Source organism: Pseudomonas sp. JC1203 (genome assembly GCF_056175065.1).
The window spans coordinates 80,359-97,161 of the sequence record NZ_JBWCAM010000015.1 but is presented as its reverse complement, the minus strand read 5'-3'; the positions used below and the strand labels follow the sequence as shown (position 1 = coordinate 97,161).

The window sequence follows — 16,803 nt, the reverse complement described above, 5'->3', positions numbered from 1 at the left end:
CCTTCGGGTGGCCTTTGTCGTTTCCGGAAGTGGGAAAGGTGAAACGTTTCGCCTGACGAAATCGGCAAAAATTGTCCCCTGTGCGACATTAACGCGCGTTCATCGGACTGTGCGTGCAATAACAGTGCGTTTATCGCCCGAATCCGATACGCTAGCCGCCATCTCTGCGATTACCCCCAAAAGGGGTGGCCGCACGCTGCAAGGGTCCGGCTTATCCAGCCTGGCCGCATTTCCCTGACCCAGGGGGAAATCCCTCTCTAAATTCCGATTCAGTAGTGTGGATTCCTTAATGAAAGTGTTGAAAGGCCAGGACATCCTGGCACTTGGTTTCATGACGTTCGCGTTGTTCGTAGGTGCTGGCAACATCATCTTCCCGCCGATCGTCGGCCTGCAGGCCGGCCCTCACGCGTGGATGGCGGCCTTTGGCTTCCTGATCACCGCCGTAGGCCTGCCCGTGATCACCGTGGTTGCCCTGGCTAAGGTCGGCGGCGGCATGGACGCGCTCAGCAGCCCTATCGGCAAGGTTGCCGGCGGCCTGCTGGCGGCTGTCAGCTACCTGGCCGTGGGCCCGCTGTTCGCCACCCCGCGTACTGCCACCGTGTCGTTCGAAGTGGGCCTGGCGCCCCTGACCGGCGACAGCCCAACCGCGTTGTTCTGCTACAGCCTGGTGTATTTCATCGTGGTGCTGGCCGTCTCGATGTACCCCGGCAAACTGCTCGACACCGTGGGCCGCTTCCTGGCACCGCTGAAAATCATCGCCCTGGCCGCGCTCGGTATCGCCGCATTCATGCTGCCGGCAGGTCCGGTGGGTGACGCGCAGCCGGCCTACCAGGCGGCACCGTTCTCCCAGGGCTTCATCAACGGCTACCTGACCATGGACACCCTGGGTGCCCTGGTATTCGGTATCGTCATCGTCAACGCCATCCGCTCGCGCGGTGTCGAGTCGCCGAAGCTGATCACCCGCTACGCCATCATCGCCGGCCTGATCGCCGGTGTCGGCCTGGCCCTGGTGTACGTCAGCCTGTTCCGCCTGGGTGAGGGCAGCCATATCATCGCCGCCGACGCCACCAACGGTGCCATGGTGCTGCATGCCTACGTGCAGCATACCTTCGGCTCCCTGGGCAGCGGCTTCCTGGCCGTGCTGATCTCCCTGGCGTGCCTGGTGACCGCTGTTGGTCTGACCTGCGCCTGCGCCGAATACTTCAGCCGCTGCCTGCCGCTGTCGTACAAGACCCTGGTGATCCTGCTGGCCGGCTTCTCGCTGCTGGTATCGAACCTGGGCCTGACCAAGCTGATCGCCTTCTCGATCCCGGTGCTGACCGCCATCTACCCGCCCTGCATCGCGCTGGTGGCGTTGAGCTTCTGCAAGGAGTTCTTCAGCTCGCCGACCCGCGTATTCGCGCCGGTGATGGGTGTGTCCCTGGTGTTTGGCCTGGTTGACGCGCTGAAGGGCGCAGGCTTCGCTGACTGGCTGCCGGCATCGCTGGCCAACCTGCCGCTGAGCGATCAGGGCCTGGCCTGGCTGGTGCCATCGGTAGTGGCGCTGGTCGCCGCCGTGGCCTACGACCGCGTGATGGGCAAGGCCCGCGAAGCGGTTGCCTGACACCCGGTAGCAAACCTTTGCCGGCGGCCACAAGCCGCCAACGCAAAATCGAAATGCCCTGCATCGACGGATGCAGGGCATTTTTTATGCCTGGCCGAAAAGCCCCCCGCGATGCAGGCGACGCGATCGACGAGGAAGCGGTGGTGGTCGCGGACGCAGCCTTCGGCAGCTACATCCTGTGGGAGCTGGCTTGCCAGCGAGCTGTTGGGGCCTTAAAAGCTCGCTGGCAAGCCAGCTCCCACAAGACAGTGCGGCTACGCGGATACGGGGGGGGCGTGCTATACCCCTTGGGCGAACCCCACGGAGGAACACCCCATGAGCATCCCGTTCTGGTGCATTTTCATCGCCGCCCTGTTGATCTATATCGCGCGCATCCCCGTGGCCAAGGCCATGAAAGAGCAGGGCGGCTACGATAATCACAACCCCCGCGCCCAGCAGGCGCGTCTGACCGGGCTGGGGGCGCGGGCAGTGGCAGCGCATCAGAACAGTTTCGAAGCCTTTATCCTGTTTGCGGTGGGGGTGTTGATGGCGCATACCACCCAGACCCAGGGCTGGTTCGTGGACCTGTTGGCGATAGTGTTCATCATTGCGCGGGTTGTTTACTTGTACCTGTACCTGAACGACAAGGCGTCGTTGCGTTCATTGGTATGGATGGTGGGGCTGGTGTGTTCGTTGTTGTTGATGCTGACGCCGGTATATCGCTATTGGGTGTTATCGACTATTCAATAACGGGGGTTGTTCAAACAAACAAAAAAAGCCCGGCAATTAGCCGGGCTTCTTTGTGTGCGTCAACCGCCAATCAGTTCTTGGCAGGTTCGCTTGGGGTAGTCGCCTGAGGTGCTGGAGTCTGCACGTTGGAAGCGCCGTCAGTGTTCTCTTTCGCACGTTCCTGGTTGGCTTCGGCGTTGGATTTGGCAGCTTCGGCGTTTTCTTTAGCGGCGTCGTTCATCTTATCCTGAGCGTCGTCCATCTTCTGTTGTGCTTGTTCGGCGTGTTGCTGCGCATCCTGGGCTTTGTCCTCGGATTTTTTATCGCAGGCAGCCAGGCCAAGGGAAGCGGCCAGCATCAGGGCATAAGCTAAAGTTTTACGCATGGGGTGTTTCTCCTTATTGAAGATATCTAACCCTTCGAACGCTGACTGCCAAATTAAGTTCCGTGAACCTGCACGATATATAAGTGTTGGATCCATATAGACTTTTTGTTCGCGGTGTGCTGATTCGAAAAACAATAACCAAGGCCTCGCCCATGACTGATTCACCGTTGTTACAGCAAGCCCGTCGGTTCATCAGTGCCTTGCCGCATTGCCAGGTCATTGGCCTGAGTGTCAGCGCCATTGATACCCAGGGCGTCACCCTGGTGCTGCCTTATTCGCCGGCCATTGTCGGCAACCCGCAAACTGGTGTGATACACGGCGGTGCGGTCACCACCCTGATGGACACCACATGCGGCATCGCCACCTTGTGCGTGCTGCCCCAGTTCGAGGTGTGCCCGACCCTGGACTTGCGCATCGACTACATTCACCCCGCCCAGGCGCACAAGGCCATCTATGGCTACGCCCAGTGCTATCGCGTGACCCGCGATGTGATCTTCACCAAGGGCTTCGCCTACCAGGACAGCGCGCAGGAACCGATTGCCCAGGTGGTGGGCACGTTCATGCGCCTGGGCAAGGGGGTGAAAGGCAGTGCCGCCTTTGCCGGTGCGCTGGGAGGCCAGCCATGATCGACCATGCCCTGCGCGAGCGGCTGCGGGTGGCCCATGCCGATAACGACTACGCACCGCTGCTGGCCCTGATTCCCTATGCCACGCTGATCGGCATCCAGTGCCGTCGTGAAGAGGAGGGCGTGCTGTTCATCCTGCCGGCCAACCGCGGCAATATTGGTAACCCGTTGTTGCCGGCTATTCACGGCGGCGTGATCGCAGGCTTCATGGAACTGGCTGCGGCGCTGCAGCTGATACTGTTCACCGAGACCGGCCAGGTGCCGAAGATTATCGATTTTTCCATCGATTACCTGCGCGCTGGCCTGTTTCGCGACACCTTTGCCCGCTGCCAGCTGTGGCGCCAGGGGCGGCGCGTGACCAACGTGGCGATCAACGCCTGGCAGGCCGACCCGCAAGAGCCTATCGCCACCGCGCGTGCGCATTTCAAGATCGATGAAAGTCCTGCCCCTTGAAATCCCCCGGGCAGCCCCCATCTCGTTGTCATCCCGCCGCAAATGCGCTTGAGCCCGCGGCCTGTGCCATCTGATTGGAGTTTGATGACCATGAGTGTGGAAACTCAAAAAGAAACCCTGGGCTTCCAGACCGAGGTGAAGCAACTGCTGCACCTCATGATCCATTCGCTGTATTCCAACAAGGAAATTTTCCTTCGCGAATTGATCTCCAACGCATCCGACGCTGTCGACAAGCTGCGCTTCGAAGCGCTGTCCAAGCCCGACCTGCTGGAAGGCGGCGCCGAGCTGAAAATCCGTGTCAGCTTCGACAAGGCGGCCAACACCGTCACTCTCGAAGACAACGGCATCGGCATGAACCGTGACGACGTGATCACCCACCTGGGTACCATCGCCAAGTCCGGCACCGCCGACTTCATGAAGAACCTCACCGGCGACCAGAAGAAAGATTCGCACCTGATCGGCCAGTTCGGCGTGGGCTTCTACTCGGCGTTCATCGTTGCCGACCAGGTCGACGTGTACAGCCGTCGCGCCGGCACCGCCGCCAGCGAAGGCGTGCATTGGTCGTCGAAGGGCGAGGGCGAGTTCGAAGTTGCCACCATCGACAAGGCCGACCGTGGCACTCGCATCGTGCTGCACCTGAAAGCCGACGAGTCCGAGTTCGCCGATGGCTGGCGCCTGCGCAACATCATCAAGAAGTACTCCGACCACATCGCCCTGCCAATCGAGCTGCCGAAAGAACAGGCTGCTGCCGAGGGTGAAGAAAAGCCTGCCGCCGAATGGGAAACCGTCAACCGCGCCAGCGCCCTGTGGACCCGTCCGCGCACCGAGGTGAAGGACGAGGAATACCAGGAGTTCTACAAGCACATCGCGCACGATCACGAGAACCCGCTGAGCTGGAGCCACAACAAGGTCGAAGGCAAGCTGGAGTACAACTCGCTGCTGTACGTGCCGGCCCGCGCACCGTTCGACCTGTACCAGCGCGAAGCGCCACGCGGCCTGAAGCTGTACGTGCAGCGCGTGTTCGTGATGGACCAGGCCGAGTCGTTCCTGCCGCTGTACCTGCGCTTCATCAAGGGTGTGGTCGACTCCAACGACCTGTCCCTGAACGTGTCGCGGGAAATCCTGCAGAAAGACCCGATCATCGACTCCATGAAGACCGCGCTGACCAAGCGCGTGCTGGACATGCTGGAGAAGCTGGCCAAGAACGAGCCCGAGCAGTACAAGGGCTTCTGGAAGAACTTTGGCCAGGTCATCAAGGAAGGCCCGGCGGAAGACTTCGCCAACAAGGAAAAAATCGCCGGCCTGCTGCGCTTCGCGTCCACCCATGACGACAGCGGCGAGCAGACCGTGTCCCTGGCCGATTACCTGGCGCGCGCCAAGGAAGGCCAGGACAAGATCTACTTCCTCACCGGCGAGTCGTACGCGCAGGTCAAGAACAGCCCGCACCTGGAAGTCTTCCGCAAGAAAGGCATCGAAGTGCTGCTGCTGACCGACCGCATCGACGAGTGGCTGATGAGCTACCTCACCGACTTCGACGGCAAGGGCTTTGTCGACGTGGCGCGTGGCGACCTGGACCTGGGCAAGCTGGATTCGGAAGAAGACAAGAAAGCCCAGGAAGAAGTGGCCAAGGACAAGGAAGGCCTGATCGAGCGCCTGAAAGCCGCCCTGGGCGACAGCGTCAGCGAAGTGCGCGTGTCGCATCGCCTGACCGATTCGCCGGCCATCCTGGCCATCGGTGAGCAGGACCTGGGCCTGCAGATGCGCCAGATCCTTGAAGCCAGCGGGCAGAAGGTGCCTGAGTCGAAGCCGATCTTCGAGTTCAACCCAAGCCACCCGCTGATCGAGAAGCTGGATCACGAGCAGAGCGAAGACCGTTTCGCCGACTTCTCGCACATCCTCTTCGACCAGGCGGCCCTGGCCGCCGGTGACAGCCTGAAAGACCCGGCCGCCTATGTGCGCCGCCTGAACAAGCTGCTGGTCGAACTGTCCGTTTAAACTGTTGCAGCAAAAACCCGCTTCGGCGGGTTTTTGCGTTTAAGTCCTACTCTCTTTGTATTGGGGAAATGTCATGACTGTTACCGTTCAATCCGTTGTCTATCAGATCGATGGCAAGCCTTATGAAAGCCGCCTGGTGTATGACGATGCGGTGGTATCCCCGCGTCCGGGCCTGCTGATGGCGCCTAACTGGGTAGGCATCAGCGAAGGCGCAGAGCGCATCGCGCAATCCGTCGCGGCCCAGGGTTATGTGGTGCTGCTGGCCGACCTGTACGGCCAGGCCGTGCGCCCGAAAGGCAACGAGGAATGCCTGGCGGCGATGATGCCGCTCAAGACCGACCGCGCCGAGCTGCGCAAGCGCATGCAGGTAGCCTTCGAGCAGCTGCAGGCCCAAGGCACTGCTGCCGTCGACAAGGACCAACTGGCCACCTTCGGCTTCTGCTTCGGCGGTTGCTGCTCGCTGGAGCTGGCCCGCACTGGCGCGCCGCTGAAGGCTGCGGTGTCGTTCCACGGCACCCTGGACACGCCGAACCCGGCCGATGGCAAGAACATCCTGGGCAAGGTGCTGGTCCTGCACGGCGCCAGCGACCCGCTGGTACCGAAAGAGCAGCTGCCTGCCTTCGAAGAAGAAATGAACGCCGCTGGCGTGGATTGGCAGCTGACCAGCTACGGCGGCGCCTACCACTCGTTCACCGATGTGGAAGCCAACAACCCGGGCGTGCAGATGTACAACAAGGTTGTCGCTGACCGTGCCTTCAAGGCCATGCACAACCTGCTGGAAGAAGTCTTCAAACCAGCAGTCTGATTCGAATGCATCGCTGATGCATCTGTGGGAGCTCATCTGGGGGCGCGGGCTTGCCAGCGATCTTCTGGGCCGCAACACCTCGCTGGCAAGCCAGCTCCCACACTGATTATCGCGGTAATTCGATCCGTTCGGTTTCGCCCGGCACGGTCGGCCAATCGCCGGCTGCCCATTTCGCCCGCGCCTGATCAATCAGCGCCACGTCGCTGGCGACGAAGTTCCAGTTCATGCGCCGCGGCCCGTCCAGTGGGGCGCCACCGATCAGCACCAGGTGGCAATCGGTCTGTGCCAGCAATGTCGGCTGCTCGCCGGCTTCCAGCACCAGCAGCGTCAGCGGTTGCACCATTTCATCCTCCAGCTGCACCTCACCTTCCAGCACATACAGCGCCCGTTCCTGATGCTCGTCAGGAAGCAGCAGCGTGCTGCCGGCCACCATGTGCACTTCGGCGTACAAGGTAGGGGAAAGCACCGGCACCGGTGCGGCAAGGCAGAAGCCCTGGCCGGCAATCATCCTGATACGAACGCCCAGGGCGTCGCTCACGGGCAATTCCGCCTCGCGGTGATGGCTGTAGTGGCTGTCGCCCTGTTCGGCGCTTACAGGCGATGCCAGCCACACCTGCAGGCCGTGCAGGCGCGAGCCATGGGCGCGGAGGTCGTCCGGCGTGCGTTCCACGTGGGCGATGGCCTTGCCGGCGGTCATCCAGCTGACCTCGCCAGGCTTCACGCGCTGGTCGCTGCCCAGGCTGTCCTTGTGCAGCAGTTCGCCTTCGAACAGGTAGGTGAGGGTGGACAGGCCGATGTGCGGGTGCTGGCGAATGTTCACGCCGGCGCCGGGCGCATAGGCGGTGGCGAGCATGTGGTCGAAAAACACGAAAGGGCCCACGGCGCGGCATTGCCGGGAGGGCAGCGGCCGCAGGATGGGCTGGCCCTCGACGTCTTCGGCGGGTGGGCGAATCATCAGGTGCGGCATGACGGGCTCCGTTACTGGCTGAAGGCGCCTTCGGCCAGGGTGGTGGTGATGGCGACTTCGGTGCTGGTCATCAGCTTGTGCACGGGGCAGCGGTCGGCTACGCGGTGCAGTTCGGCACGCTGCTCGGCGGTGAGCACGCCCTTGAGCGTCAGCACTACGTTGATGGCGTAATGGCCCTTTTGCTCCTGGCTGTCGTCGCGCTGCACGTCCACTGAAACGCCGGTCAGCGGGATGCCTTTCTTCTGCGCGTAATACTTCAGCGTCAGCGCCTTGCAGGCGCCCAGGGCCGCGTCGAAATAGTCGTGGGGGGAGGGCGCAGAATCGTCGCCGCCCAGGGCCGTGGGCAGGTCGGTGAACAGTGCGTGGTCGTCGATCTGCAGGCTGTGGCGGAAGCTGTCGGCGGATTCGGTGTTGAGGGTGATGGTCATCGGGCGGTCCTTGTGCATGATCGCCCTACTGTAGACCGTGTGGCCTGGAAGTGCTGGTACGTTTGTGCTCTGGCGGCGCCCCTGTAGTTGAGGTAATCGCTGTGGGAGCTGGCTTGCCAGCGAGCTGTTGAGGCCCGAAAAGCTCGCTGGCAAGCCAGCTCCCACAAGACAATTCAGGGCATAAAAAAACGGCACCCGAAGGTGCCGTTCTTTTCAGCAAGGGGGTGAGCCCTTACTTGCCCTGCCAGCGCTTGAGCACCAGCGTGGCGTTGGTGCCACCGAAACCGAAGCTGTTGCTCATGACGGTGTCGATCTTGGCGTTTTCCTGCGTTTCGCGCAGGATCGGCATATCGGCAACGGCTGGGTCCAGCTCGTCGATGTTGGCGGAACCGGCAATGAAGTTGCCTTCCATCATCAGCATGCAGTAGATCGCTTCGTGAACGCCGGCGGCGCCCAGGGAGTGACCCGACAGGCTCTTGGTGGAGCTGATGGCCGGAGCCTTGTCGCCGAACACTTCACGCACACCTTTCATTTCCGCGACGTCGCCGACCGGGGTCGAAGTGCCGTGGGTGTTCAGGTAGTCGATAGGGGTGTCGACGGTGGACAGCGCCTGCTGCATGCAGCGGATCGCGCCTTCGCCGCTTGGGGCAACCATGTCGTAGCCGTCGGAAGTGGCGCCGTAACCGACGATTTCCGCGTAGATCTTGGCGCCACGGGCCAGGGCGTGTTCCAGCTCCTCGACCACTACCATGCCGCCACCGCCGGCGATGACGAAGCCATCACGGTCGTTGTCGTAGGCGCGCGAAGCTTTTTCCGGGGTGTCGTTGCGCTTGCTGGACAAGGCGCCCATGGCGTCGAACAGGAACGACTGGCTCCAGTGCTCTTCTTCACCGCCACCGGCAAAGACGATGTCCTGCTTGCCCATCTGGATCTGTTCCATGGCGGTACCGATGCAGTGAGCACTGGTGGCGCAGGCAGAAGCGATGGAGTAGTTCAGGCCCTTGATCTTGAAAGGCGTGGCCAGGCAGGCGGAAACCGTGCTGCTCATGGTGCGGGTAACGCGGTACGGACCAACGCGCTTCACGCCTTTTTCGCGCAGGATGTCCAGCGCTTCCATCTGGTTGAGGGTCGAGGCGCCGCCCGAGCCGGCGATCAGGCCGGTGCGCGGGTTGGAGACCATTTCGTCGGTCAGGCCCGAGTCCTTGATCGCGTCGGCCATGGCCAGGTAGGCGTAGGCAGCGGCGTGGCCAACGAAGCGGAACACCTTGCGGTCGATCAGTTCTTCGAGGTTGAGGTCGATGGAGCCGGAAACCTGGCTGCGCAGACCCATTTCGGCATATTCCGGGTTGAAGCGGATGCCAGGGCGGTTTGCACGCAGGTTTGCGGTGACGGTGTCTTTGTCATTGCCCAAGCAGGAAACAATGCCCAGACCAGTGATAACGACGCGGCGCATGCGGATAACCCTTAGAAATTTTCGGTGGATGTGAACACGCCGACCCGAAGGCCTTCGGCGGTGTAGATCTCTTTGCCGTCAACGCTGACGGAACCGTCGGCGATGGCCAGGTTCAGCTTGCCCTTGAGGACGCGCTTGATCTGGATGTTGTACGTAACTTTCTTGGCGGTTGGCAGCACCTGGCCGAAGAACTTCACTTCGCCCGAGCCCAGCGCGCGACCGCGGCCCGGCAGGCCTTGCCAGCCCAGGAAGAAGCCGACCAGCTGCCACATGGCGTCAAGGCCAAGGCAGCCTGGCATCACCGGGTCACCTTCGAAGTGGCAGGCGAAGAACCACAGGTCCGGATTGATATCCAGCTCGGCGACCAATTCACCTTTGCCGTACTTGCCACCTTCGCTGCTGATATGGGTAATGCGATCCACCATCAGCATGTTGCCGGCGGGCAATTGCGCGTTACCTGGGCCGAACATCTCGCCGCGGCTGCAGCTCAGTAGTTCTTCCCGAGTAAAGGCGTGTTGTTTGGTCATGCGAGCTCCTCAATAGTCCCGTGTGGCAGTGGGGCAAATTCTCCCGGCCGTGCCAAAGCGAATGCGCCTTTGGCATGGCAGCCTACACATAGACTATTGCGTTGTAGTGAAAGTCACAGCGCCAGGGACAAAGAAGTACACCTGTGCACTGAAATTTTTTATCCAGGCAGTTCATTTTGCCTGACATAACGTCTAAGACTGCCGCACTTTAGCATTTATCGCCAGCCCCGGCTGCCCTGGGCGCGCATTTAAGCTGCCAACCAGCGCCGCAGCAGCTGCTCCAGATCGGTGCGTTTGAACGGTTTTGCCAGGTAATCGTTCATGCCGGCCGTCAGGCACGCCTCGCGGTCGCCCAGCAGGGCGTTGGCGGTCAGGGCGATGATGGGCAGGTGGGCGTGCTCGGGCAATTGGCGGATACGCCGGGTGGCCTCGTAGCCGTCGACGATGGGCAGGCGGCAGTCCATCAGCACGGCGTCGAAGGGCTGGTGGGTGACTTCATGGATGGCCTGGGCGCCGTCGCCCACCACGGTTACCACAAAGCCCAGGCTGCGCAGCATGGCCTCGATCACCGTCTGGTTCACCGGGTTGTCTTCCACCAGCAGCACACGCTTGCCCAGGTTCTGCGCTTGGTTGCCGGGGCGCGCCTCGCGTAGCGGGGTGGCCGCACGCTGGCTCAATGCCAGGGGGATTTCCAGGGTGAACAGCGAGCCGCGGCCTTCCTCGCTTTCGGCCAGCAGGGTGCCGCCCATGCGCTCGGCCAGGGTGCGCGCGATGGGCAGCCCCAGGCCGGTGCCGCCGTAGCGGCGCGAAATGCTGCTGTCGGCTTGCTGGAAGGCCACGAACATGCTCTCCAGGCGCTCGGCACTGATGCCGATGCCGGTGTCGCGCACGGTACAGGTCAGCCAGATCAACTGATGGTCCAGCACCTGCCACTGGGCGTCGATGTACACACTGCCAAGGTCGGTGAACTTGATGGCGTTGCCAATCAGGTTCACCAGGATCTGGCGGATGCGCGTGGGGTCGCCTTCCACCTGCAATTGCTCGAAGCCCTGGGCCACGTTCAGGTGCAGGGCCAGGCCGCTCTTGTGCGCGGTGTGCTGGAACGTCTGCGCGCAACTGGCCACCAGCTCGCCGAGGTTGAACGGGATGTGCTCAAGCTCCAGGGCGGCGCGCTCAATGCGCGAGAAGTCGAGGATGTCGTTGATCACCTTCAGCAGGTGCTCGGTGGACTGCGTGGCCAGGGCTGCGTATTCGATCTGCTCGTCGGTCATGGCCGTGGTCTCCAGCAGCTGCAGCATACCCAGCACGCCGTTCATGGGCGTGCGCAGCTCGTGGCTCATCATGGCCAGGAAGTCGGACTTGGCGCTGTTGGCGCGCTCGGCCTGTTCGCGGGTGCTGATCAGTTGCTCGATGGCCTGCTGTTGCTCCCGGCCGGCCTGGTCCAGGCCCTTGGCCAGGTTGTTGATGTGCTGGGCCAGGTTGCCCAGTTCGGTGTCGTCGACAATGGGCAGCGGCGCCTTGAAGTCGCCTTCCTGGATGGCCTTCACCGCCAGGCCCATCTCGCTGATCGGCCGCGCCAGGCTCAGGGCCAGGCGCCGGGCCAGCAGGAAGCTGAGCAACAGGGCGAACAGGGCCAGCACCGCGGCTTTCAGCAGTATTTCCTGTTGGCGCTGGTTGAAGGCGTCGTTGGACATGCCGACGATCACCCGGCCCACGCAATCGGGCTGGCCCACGCGCATCAGGTTACCGTGGTGCAGGTCGCCGGGCAGGGCTGCGCGCTGCAGGCGGATGCTGGCCTGGAATACCTGCACCTTGCTGCTGCGTTCCTGCGCGTTGTCGGGCTGCTCCACGTACAGCAGCACCTGCTCGTTGCTGTCCTGTACTTCCAGGAAGCGCACGTGGGGAATTTCCAGGGTGGCGCGCAGCAGGCTGTCGAGCACCGTGGTGTTGTGGCTGATCACGCCGAATTCGGCCGCCGGCGCCAGCTGGTTGGCAATGAGTTGGCCGGTGCGGGTCATTTCCTCGCGCAGGTCGTGGATGCGCGCGAAGGTGAAGAAGCCGGTCAGCAGCAGCGTCAGCAGCAGGGCAGGGCCCAGGCAGATCACTTGTGTGCGGCTATGGATGTCCCAGCTAGGGCGCCATTTCATCGGGTGCAATCTCGCACGGTGCGGCCTTGGTGGGTAGGAAACAGCCGCGCATTTTAACCGCCTTGGGCGACATTTCCAGTCGTGTGTACGGCATTGACACGTGCGGCTACGCTTTGGCGGCAAGGCTTTGGCCTGCGGGGCTGGCCGAGGCGCCTGCGCTCCGTATAATGCGGTTTCGCCACTTTTATGGTTTTGATGGATTGGATATGACTGAACAGCAGCCTGTTGCAGTGCTGGGGGGCGGAAGCTTCGGAACCGCCGTGGCGAACCTGCTGGCCGAGAACGGCCACGCCGTACGCCAGTGGATGCGTGACCCGGCGCAAGCCGAGGCCATCCGCACCCAGCGCGAGAATCCGCGCTACCTCAAGGGCATCAAGATTCACCCAGGCGTCGAGCCGGTCACCGACCTGCTGGCCACCCTGGGCGGCAGTGAGCTGATCTTCGTCGCCCTGCCGTCCAGCGCCCTGCGCAGCGTGCTGGCGCCCCATGCGCAGCTGCTGGCCGGGCGCATGCTGGTCAGCCTGACCAAGGGCATCGAGGCGCAGACGTTCAAGCTGATGAGCGAGATCCTCACCGACATCGCCCCCCAGGCGCGCATCGGCGTGTTGTCGGGCCCCAACCTTGCGCGCGAGGTGGCGGAGCACGCCCTCACGGCTACCGTGGTGGCCAGCGAGGACGAAGCCCTGTGCGAACGCGTGCAGGCTGCCCTGCACGGGCCAACCTTCCGGGTCTACGCCAGCGCCGACCGCTTTGGCGTCGAGCTGGGTGGGGCACTGAAGAACGTCTATGCGATCATCGCCGGCATGGCGGTCGCCCTGGGCATGGGCGAGAACACCAAGAGCATGCTGATTACCCGCGCCCTGGCGGAAATGACCCGCTTTGCCGTCAGCCAGGGCGCCAACCCCATGACCTTCCTGGGGCTGGCCGGGGTGGGCGACCTGATCGTCACCTGCTCCTCGCCCAAGAGCCGCAACTACCAGGTGGGCTTCGCCCTGGGCCAGGGCCTGAGCCTGGACGAGGCGGTCAGCCGCCTGGGCGAGGTCGCCGAGGGCGTCAACACCCTCAAGGTGCTCAAGGCCAAGGCCCAGGAGCTGAACGTGTACATGCCGTTGGTAGCCGGGTTGCACGCCATCCTGTTCGAAGGGCGTACCCTGGCCCAGGTGATCGAGCTGTTGATGCGCGCCGAACCCAAGACCGACGTCGACTTCATTTCCACCAGTGGTTTCAACTGATTTGCAGGAGCAAGGACATGAGTGATTCGCCTCTCAAGCCCAGCCAGGAATCGATCCTGCTGCGCGTGCTGTGGATGGTGCTGTATGTGCTGGTGTGGCAGGTGGCGCAGCTGCTGCTGGGCGCCGTGGTGCTGATCCAGCTGGTCTACCGCCTGGTGTACGGTTCGCCGAACCTTGCCCTGATGAACTTCGGCGACAGCCTCAGCCAGTTCATGGCCCAGATCGGCCGCTTCGGCAGCTTCCACACCGAACAGAAGCCCTGGCCGTTCGCCGACTGGCCGGCGGCGCGCGCCCCCGAAGGTGAGGCGCCGCACAGCGTGCCGCCCGCACCCCACCCCGCCCGCGACGAGGAGCCCAAGCTGTGAAATTGTGGATTCTGCGCCACGGCGAGGCCCAGGGCCACGCTGCCCGCGACAGCCTGCGCGAACTGACCGACCATGGCCGTGAAGAGGTGCTGCGCAGCGCCGCGCACCTGCTGGGCCAGCCGCTGGCCGCGGTGTATGCCAGCCCATACGTGCGCGCCCAGCAGACCGCGGGCATCGTCCACGAGGCACTGGCGTTGGAGCAGCCCATCGTCACCGTGCCCTGGCTCACCCCCGAAAGCGACCCCCAGGAGGTCATCGGCCACCTGGACAGCCTGGGCCTGGACCACGTGTTGCTGGTCAGCCACCAGCCACTGGTGGGTGCGTTGGTGGGCCTGCTGGAGAATGGCCACCTGAAGCAGCCACGCGGCATGAACACCGCCAGCCTGGCGGTGCTCGAAGGTGACTGGCCGCTGGCCGGGTTGATGAGCGTGCAGGCCGTTCACCACCTCTGACCCCGGCCCGGCCAGGGGCGGAACGGCCAAATGCCAGCCTGCACCGGCGTCCGCGCTTGCAAGCCTGGCCGGGGCTACCAGATAGTGGGGCGGTCGATTGCGGCCGCCTCGCTGTTTGCGCACGGCGCGCAAGTCTTGAAAATTCCGGAAAAGGACGAACCCGATGAGCCTATGGCGCACGCAACCCAACCTTGAGCAGTTCAACAAGGCGCAGAAGAACACCATCGGCGAGGTGCTCGACATCCGCTTCGAAGCCGTGGATGACGACTCCCTGACCGCCAGCATGGCCGTCGACCACCGCACCCACCAGCCTTACGGCCTGCTGCATGGCGGCGCCTCAGTGGTGCTGGCCGAAACCCTGGGCTCCATGGCCAGCTACCTGTGTATCGACCCCAGTACCCATTACTGCGTGGGGCTGGAGGTGAACGCCAACCATGTACGCGGCGTGCGCAGCGGCCGGGTCACCGGCGTGGCGCGGGCGGTGCACATCGGCCGCACCACCCATGTGTGGGACATTCGCCTGAGCGACGAGCGCGGCAAGCTCAGCTGCATCTCGCGCCTGACCGTGGCCGTGGTGCCGCTGGGCGAAAACCCGCCGGGCCGTTGATCTACCTTCGTCTCGTTGACACCGGTGCCATCGTTTTACTACGATGGCAGCCAAGCGCCGATTTAAGACAGCTACTTGCGGGGCGCAGGAATACTCCTTTCACCAGGGTTTCCGAAATACCGCTAAAACGCTGGTTCGGTGTAGCCTCCCACCGCAGCCCAGCGGGACTTGCGAGGCTTGGAAGACACCACCATGAGTTGCCCCCGTCCTATCGTTTGCCTGGCCCCATTGCCGGCCAGCAGCGCACCGCGTAACCCCCGAATCCTGCTGGTAGGCCAGCACCAGCCGACCTTGTTGCACTACCTCGACGGCTGGCCGCGCCGCGCCGGCAAGGCCAGCGCCTTCCTGATCCAGTTCATCGACCCCAGCCAGTCGCTGGCCAATTTGGCCAACAATCGTTTCGACCTGGCGGTGGTGCAGTCGCCGGCGGCCGAGCACGCTGCCGAAGTCATTGGCCACCTGACCCGTGTGGCGCGCCAAGGGCTCGTTACGCTGCGCTGAGGTTCAACTGGCCAGTGACTTGACCACGCTGGCGTGGATGCAGTTGGCGACGATGCGGCTGCGCAGGCTCCAGTCCGTATTGATGATGTAGAACTGCTGGATGTAGCTGTGCTCGTCTTCGGAGTGAAACCACAGGTCGATCTTGTCGCTGAAGTCGTCTGGCAGGAACAGCGGCAACGCGTATTTCGCGCACTGGATCGAGCGCAGCTCCGCCTCCGGCTTCTGCTCCTTCGCCACCTTGTCCATGAAGTTCTTCAGGTGGTGGGTGGGCAGGGTGTTGCTCTCGCTCCAGCGCTGGTTCACCGGGTTCCAGATCAGGCTGCTCCACGCCGGGCCCCGATACGCCAGCACCAGCGTCTGGCCGGGGTTTTCAATCCATAGGTAAACCAGCTTCTTGTCTACGGCGTCATACGGCAGGCAGCGGTGGCCCAGGCGGCTCACCAGCATTTCCTGCAACTCCTCATGCGCGTCCGGGGTGAAGCCCTTGAGCTCATGGAAGTCGAGAATGATGATTTCCCGTTGGGTATCGGCCTCGTCGTAGTAGGCCAGCAGCGGCTTGATCAGGTCCTCCTCAAGGCTCTGCCCGACGCTGGTCAGGTGCGTCAGCTGAAAACGCAAGGGGTTGCCGGGTGCAAACCGATTGGCGAATTGCACGCGCAAGTCCAGGCAGCGAATGCCGTTGCGGATCTGCTGGATGGGGGAGAGATCCTGGGTGATCTCGTGGGGCAGCTGAAACTGCGGTCGGCGCTCTTTATGGCTGCCCGAATCGTGGCTGCCCGGCAGTATCAACTGGTCGATGCGCAGGTTGCCGATAACTGCGTTATTGCTCATCCAGGCGTGCAGGTTGTCCTGGTTCTTGACTCTCATGGCGGGCCTTCCGTGGCGAGGGGGAAAGCCACCATCCTAGGCGCCGCGCGCGCCCTTGCCGATCAGGCGAAGATGCGCGCAGTGCGGGAAAAGTCGCGCCGGTTCAGGGGTAATCGATCTCGACGATATACACCAGCTGCTCGCCGGTGGGGGTGTGCACCCGCACCTCGGCGTCCAGCGCCTTGCCCAGCAGGGCGCGGGCCAGGGGCGAGTCGATGCTGATCAGGTTGAGCTTGAGGTCCAGTTCGTCGGGGCCGACGATGCGGTAGCGCGACGTTTCGCCCTGTTCATCCTCGATGGTCACCCAGGCGCCGAAGTACACCTTGTTCGGGTCGCTGGGGCGCTCGCTGACCACCTTCAGGTTTTCCAGGCGCTTGGTCAGGAAGCGCACGCGGCTGTCGATCTCGCGCAGCATTTTCTTGCCGTAGGTGTACTCGGCGTTCTCCGAACGGTCGCCCTGGGCTGCCGCCTCGCTGACCGACTGGGTCACCTGCGGCCGGCGCACATGCCACAGCTCATGCAATTCAGCGCGCATGCGGGCCTCACCCTCGGGGGTGATCAGCGCAGTGCCGTGGCTGCGGGGTGGGCGATAGCGACTCATGAAATGCTCCTTGACTGGCCGGCGGGCAGTCTACCAGCACGGCGCATAGGGCTTGTGCTTGCGGCTTTGCGGTAATTAAATT

General features: G+C 63.0%; 19 protein-coding genes. 11 read left to right on the top strand and 8 right to left on the bottom strand.

From position 1 onward, the window contains the following. Positions 1-289 precede the first annotated feature (289 nt). Together brnQ and AC0SZ7_RS21600 are read left to right on the top strand one after the other, a co-directional pair. Complete coding sequence (gene brnQ, locus AC0SZ7_RS21605) at positions 290-1,603, top strand: branched-chain amino acid transport system II carrier protein (protein ID WP_475506285.1); 1,314 nt, start codon at positions 290-292, stop codon at positions 1,601-1,603. 315 nt (positions 1,604-1,918) lie between these two features. After that, positions 1,919-2,332, top strand: a complete 414-nt coding sequence (locus AC0SZ7_RS21600; protein ID WP_475506284.1) for an MAPEG family protein — start codon at positions 1,919-1,921, stop codon at positions 2,330-2,332. A gap of 70 nt (positions 2,333-2,402) precedes the next feature. Here the strand turns inward: AC0SZ7_RS21600 and AC0SZ7_RS21595 are convergent, their stop codons facing one another. Continuing rightward, positions 2,403-2,696, bottom strand: a complete 294-nt coding sequence (locus AC0SZ7_RS21595) for a hypothetical protein (RefSeq protein WP_455926117.1) — start codon at positions 2,694-2,696, stop codon at positions 2,403-2,405. A 152-nt stretch (positions 2,697-2,848) separates the two neighbouring features. Between AC0SZ7_RS21595 and AC0SZ7_RS21590 the strand changes: the two genes are divergently transcribed. The 4 genes from AC0SZ7_RS21590 to AC0SZ7_RS21575 all read left to right on the top strand — a co-directional run bounded on the left by AC0SZ7_RS21590 (position 2,849) and on the right by AC0SZ7_RS21575 (position 6,574). Then, on the top strand, positions 2,849-3,322 hold the full coding sequence (locus AC0SZ7_RS21590; protein ID WP_475506283.1) for a PaaI family thioesterase: 474 nt from the start codon (positions 2,849-2,851) through the stop codon (positions 3,320-3,322). Continuing rightward, a complete protein-coding gene (locus tag AC0SZ7_RS21585) occupies positions 3,319-3,774 on the top strand; it encodes a PaaI family thioesterase (protein WP_475506282.1) in 456 nt (151 codons plus the stop codon). The genes AC0SZ7_RS21590 and AC0SZ7_RS21585 overlap by 4 nt, the downstream gene beginning before the upstream one ends. A gap of 90 nt (positions 3,775-3,864) precedes the next feature. Then, a complete protein-coding gene (gene htpG / locus AC0SZ7_RS21580) occupies positions 3,865-5,769 on the top strand; it encodes a molecular chaperone HtpG (protein ID WP_475506281.1) in 1,905 nt (634 codons plus the stop codon). Positions 5,770-5,842: 73 nt separating this feature from the next. After that, positions 5,843-6,574 (top strand): dienelactone hydrolase family protein, encoded by a 732-nt coding sequence (locus tag AC0SZ7_RS21575; RefSeq protein ID WP_475506280.1) that lies wholly within the window; start codon positions 5,843-5,845, stop codon positions 6,572-6,574. A 106-nt stretch (positions 6,575-6,680) separates the two neighbouring features. Here the strand turns inward: AC0SZ7_RS21575 and AC0SZ7_RS21570 are convergent, their stop codons facing one another. The 5 genes from AC0SZ7_RS21570 to AC0SZ7_RS21550 form a co-directional block, all read right to left on the bottom strand. Then, positions 6,681-7,541 carry a pirin family protein gene (locus AC0SZ7_RS21570; protein WP_475506279.1) on the bottom strand — a complete coding sequence of 287 codons (861 nt, stop codon included), beginning with the start codon at positions 7,539-7,541 and terminating at the stop codon, positions 6,681-6,683. Positions 7,542-7,552: 11 nt separating this feature from the next. Continuing rightward, a complete protein-coding gene (locus tag AC0SZ7_RS21565) occupies positions 7,553-7,969 on the bottom strand; it encodes an OsmC family protein (RefSeq protein ID WP_475506361.1) in 417 nt (138 codons plus the stop codon). Positions 7,970-8,201: 232 nt separating this feature from the next. Then, the gene (gene fabB, locus AC0SZ7_RS21560) at positions 8,202-9,422 is read right to left on the bottom strand and encodes a beta-ketoacyl-ACP synthase I (protein WP_475506278.1); all 1,221 of its coding nucleotides are present in this window, start codon (positions 9,420-9,422) and stop codon (positions 8,202-8,204) included. An 11-nt stretch (positions 9,423-9,433) separates the two neighbouring features. Further along, the gene (gene fabA / locus AC0SZ7_RS21555; RefSeq protein WP_416423286.1) at positions 9,434-9,949 is read right to left on the bottom strand and encodes a 3-hydroxyacyl-[acyl-carrier-protein] dehydratase FabA; all 516 of its coding nucleotides are present in this window, start codon (positions 9,947-9,949) and stop codon (positions 9,434-9,436) included. A 248-nt stretch (positions 9,950-10,197) separates the two neighbouring features. Continuing rightward, positions 10,198-12,096 carry a response regulator gene (locus tag AC0SZ7_RS21550; RefSeq protein ID WP_475506277.1) on the bottom strand — a complete coding sequence of 633 codons (1,899 nt, stop codon included), beginning with the start codon at positions 12,094-12,096 and terminating at the stop codon, positions 10,198-10,200. A gap of 206 nt (positions 12,097-12,302) precedes the next feature. Between AC0SZ7_RS21550 and AC0SZ7_RS21545 the strand changes: the two genes are divergently transcribed. The 5 genes from AC0SZ7_RS21545 to AC0SZ7_RS21525 all read left to right on the top strand — a co-directional run bounded on the left by AC0SZ7_RS21545 (position 12,303) and on the right by AC0SZ7_RS21525 (position 15,253). Then, positions 12,303-13,328 carry an NAD(P)H-dependent glycerol-3-phosphate dehydrogenase gene (locus AC0SZ7_RS21545; protein ID WP_475506276.1) on the top strand — a complete coding sequence of 342 codons (1,026 nt, stop codon included), beginning with the start codon at positions 12,303-12,305 and terminating at the stop codon, positions 13,326-13,328. A 17-nt stretch (positions 13,329-13,345) separates the two neighbouring features. After that, positions 13,346-13,693, top strand: coding sequence for a DUF4389 domain-containing protein (locus AC0SZ7_RS21540; protein WP_475506275.1), 348 nt, complete (start codon positions 13,346-13,348; stop codon positions 13,691-13,693). Then, positions 13,690-14,145, top strand: coding sequence for a phosphohistidine phosphatase SixA (gene sixA, locus AC0SZ7_RS21535; protein ID WP_475506274.1), 456 nt, complete (start codon positions 13,690-13,692; stop codon positions 14,143-14,145). The genes AC0SZ7_RS21540 and sixA overlap by 4 nt, the downstream gene beginning before the upstream one ends. Positions 14,146-14,308: 163 nt before the next feature. Beyond that, complete coding sequence (locus tag AC0SZ7_RS21530) at positions 14,309-14,752, top strand: hotdog fold thioesterase (protein WP_475506273.1); 444 nt, start codon at positions 14,309-14,311, stop codon at positions 14,750-14,752. Between the two features lie 192 nt (positions 14,753-14,944). After that, positions 14,945-15,253, top strand: coding sequence for a hypothetical protein (locus AC0SZ7_RS21525; RefSeq protein WP_475506272.1), 309 nt, complete (start codon positions 14,945-14,947; stop codon positions 15,251-15,253). 3 nt (positions 15,254-15,256) lie between these two features. Here the strand turns inward: AC0SZ7_RS21525 and AC0SZ7_RS21520 are convergent, their stop codons facing one another. Both AC0SZ7_RS21520 and greB read right to left on the bottom strand, forming a co-directional pair. Next, on the bottom strand, positions 15,257-16,120 hold the full coding sequence (locus tag AC0SZ7_RS21520) for a PI-PLC domain-containing protein (protein ID WP_475506271.1): 864 nt from the start codon (positions 16,118-16,120) through the stop codon (positions 15,257-15,259). Between the two features lie 103 nt (positions 16,121-16,223). Next, positions 16,224-16,721, bottom strand: coding sequence for a transcription elongation factor GreB (greB, locus tag AC0SZ7_RS21515; RefSeq protein WP_475506270.1), 498 nt, complete (start codon positions 16,719-16,721; stop codon positions 16,224-16,226). Positions 16,722-16,803 lie beyond the last annotated feature (82 nt).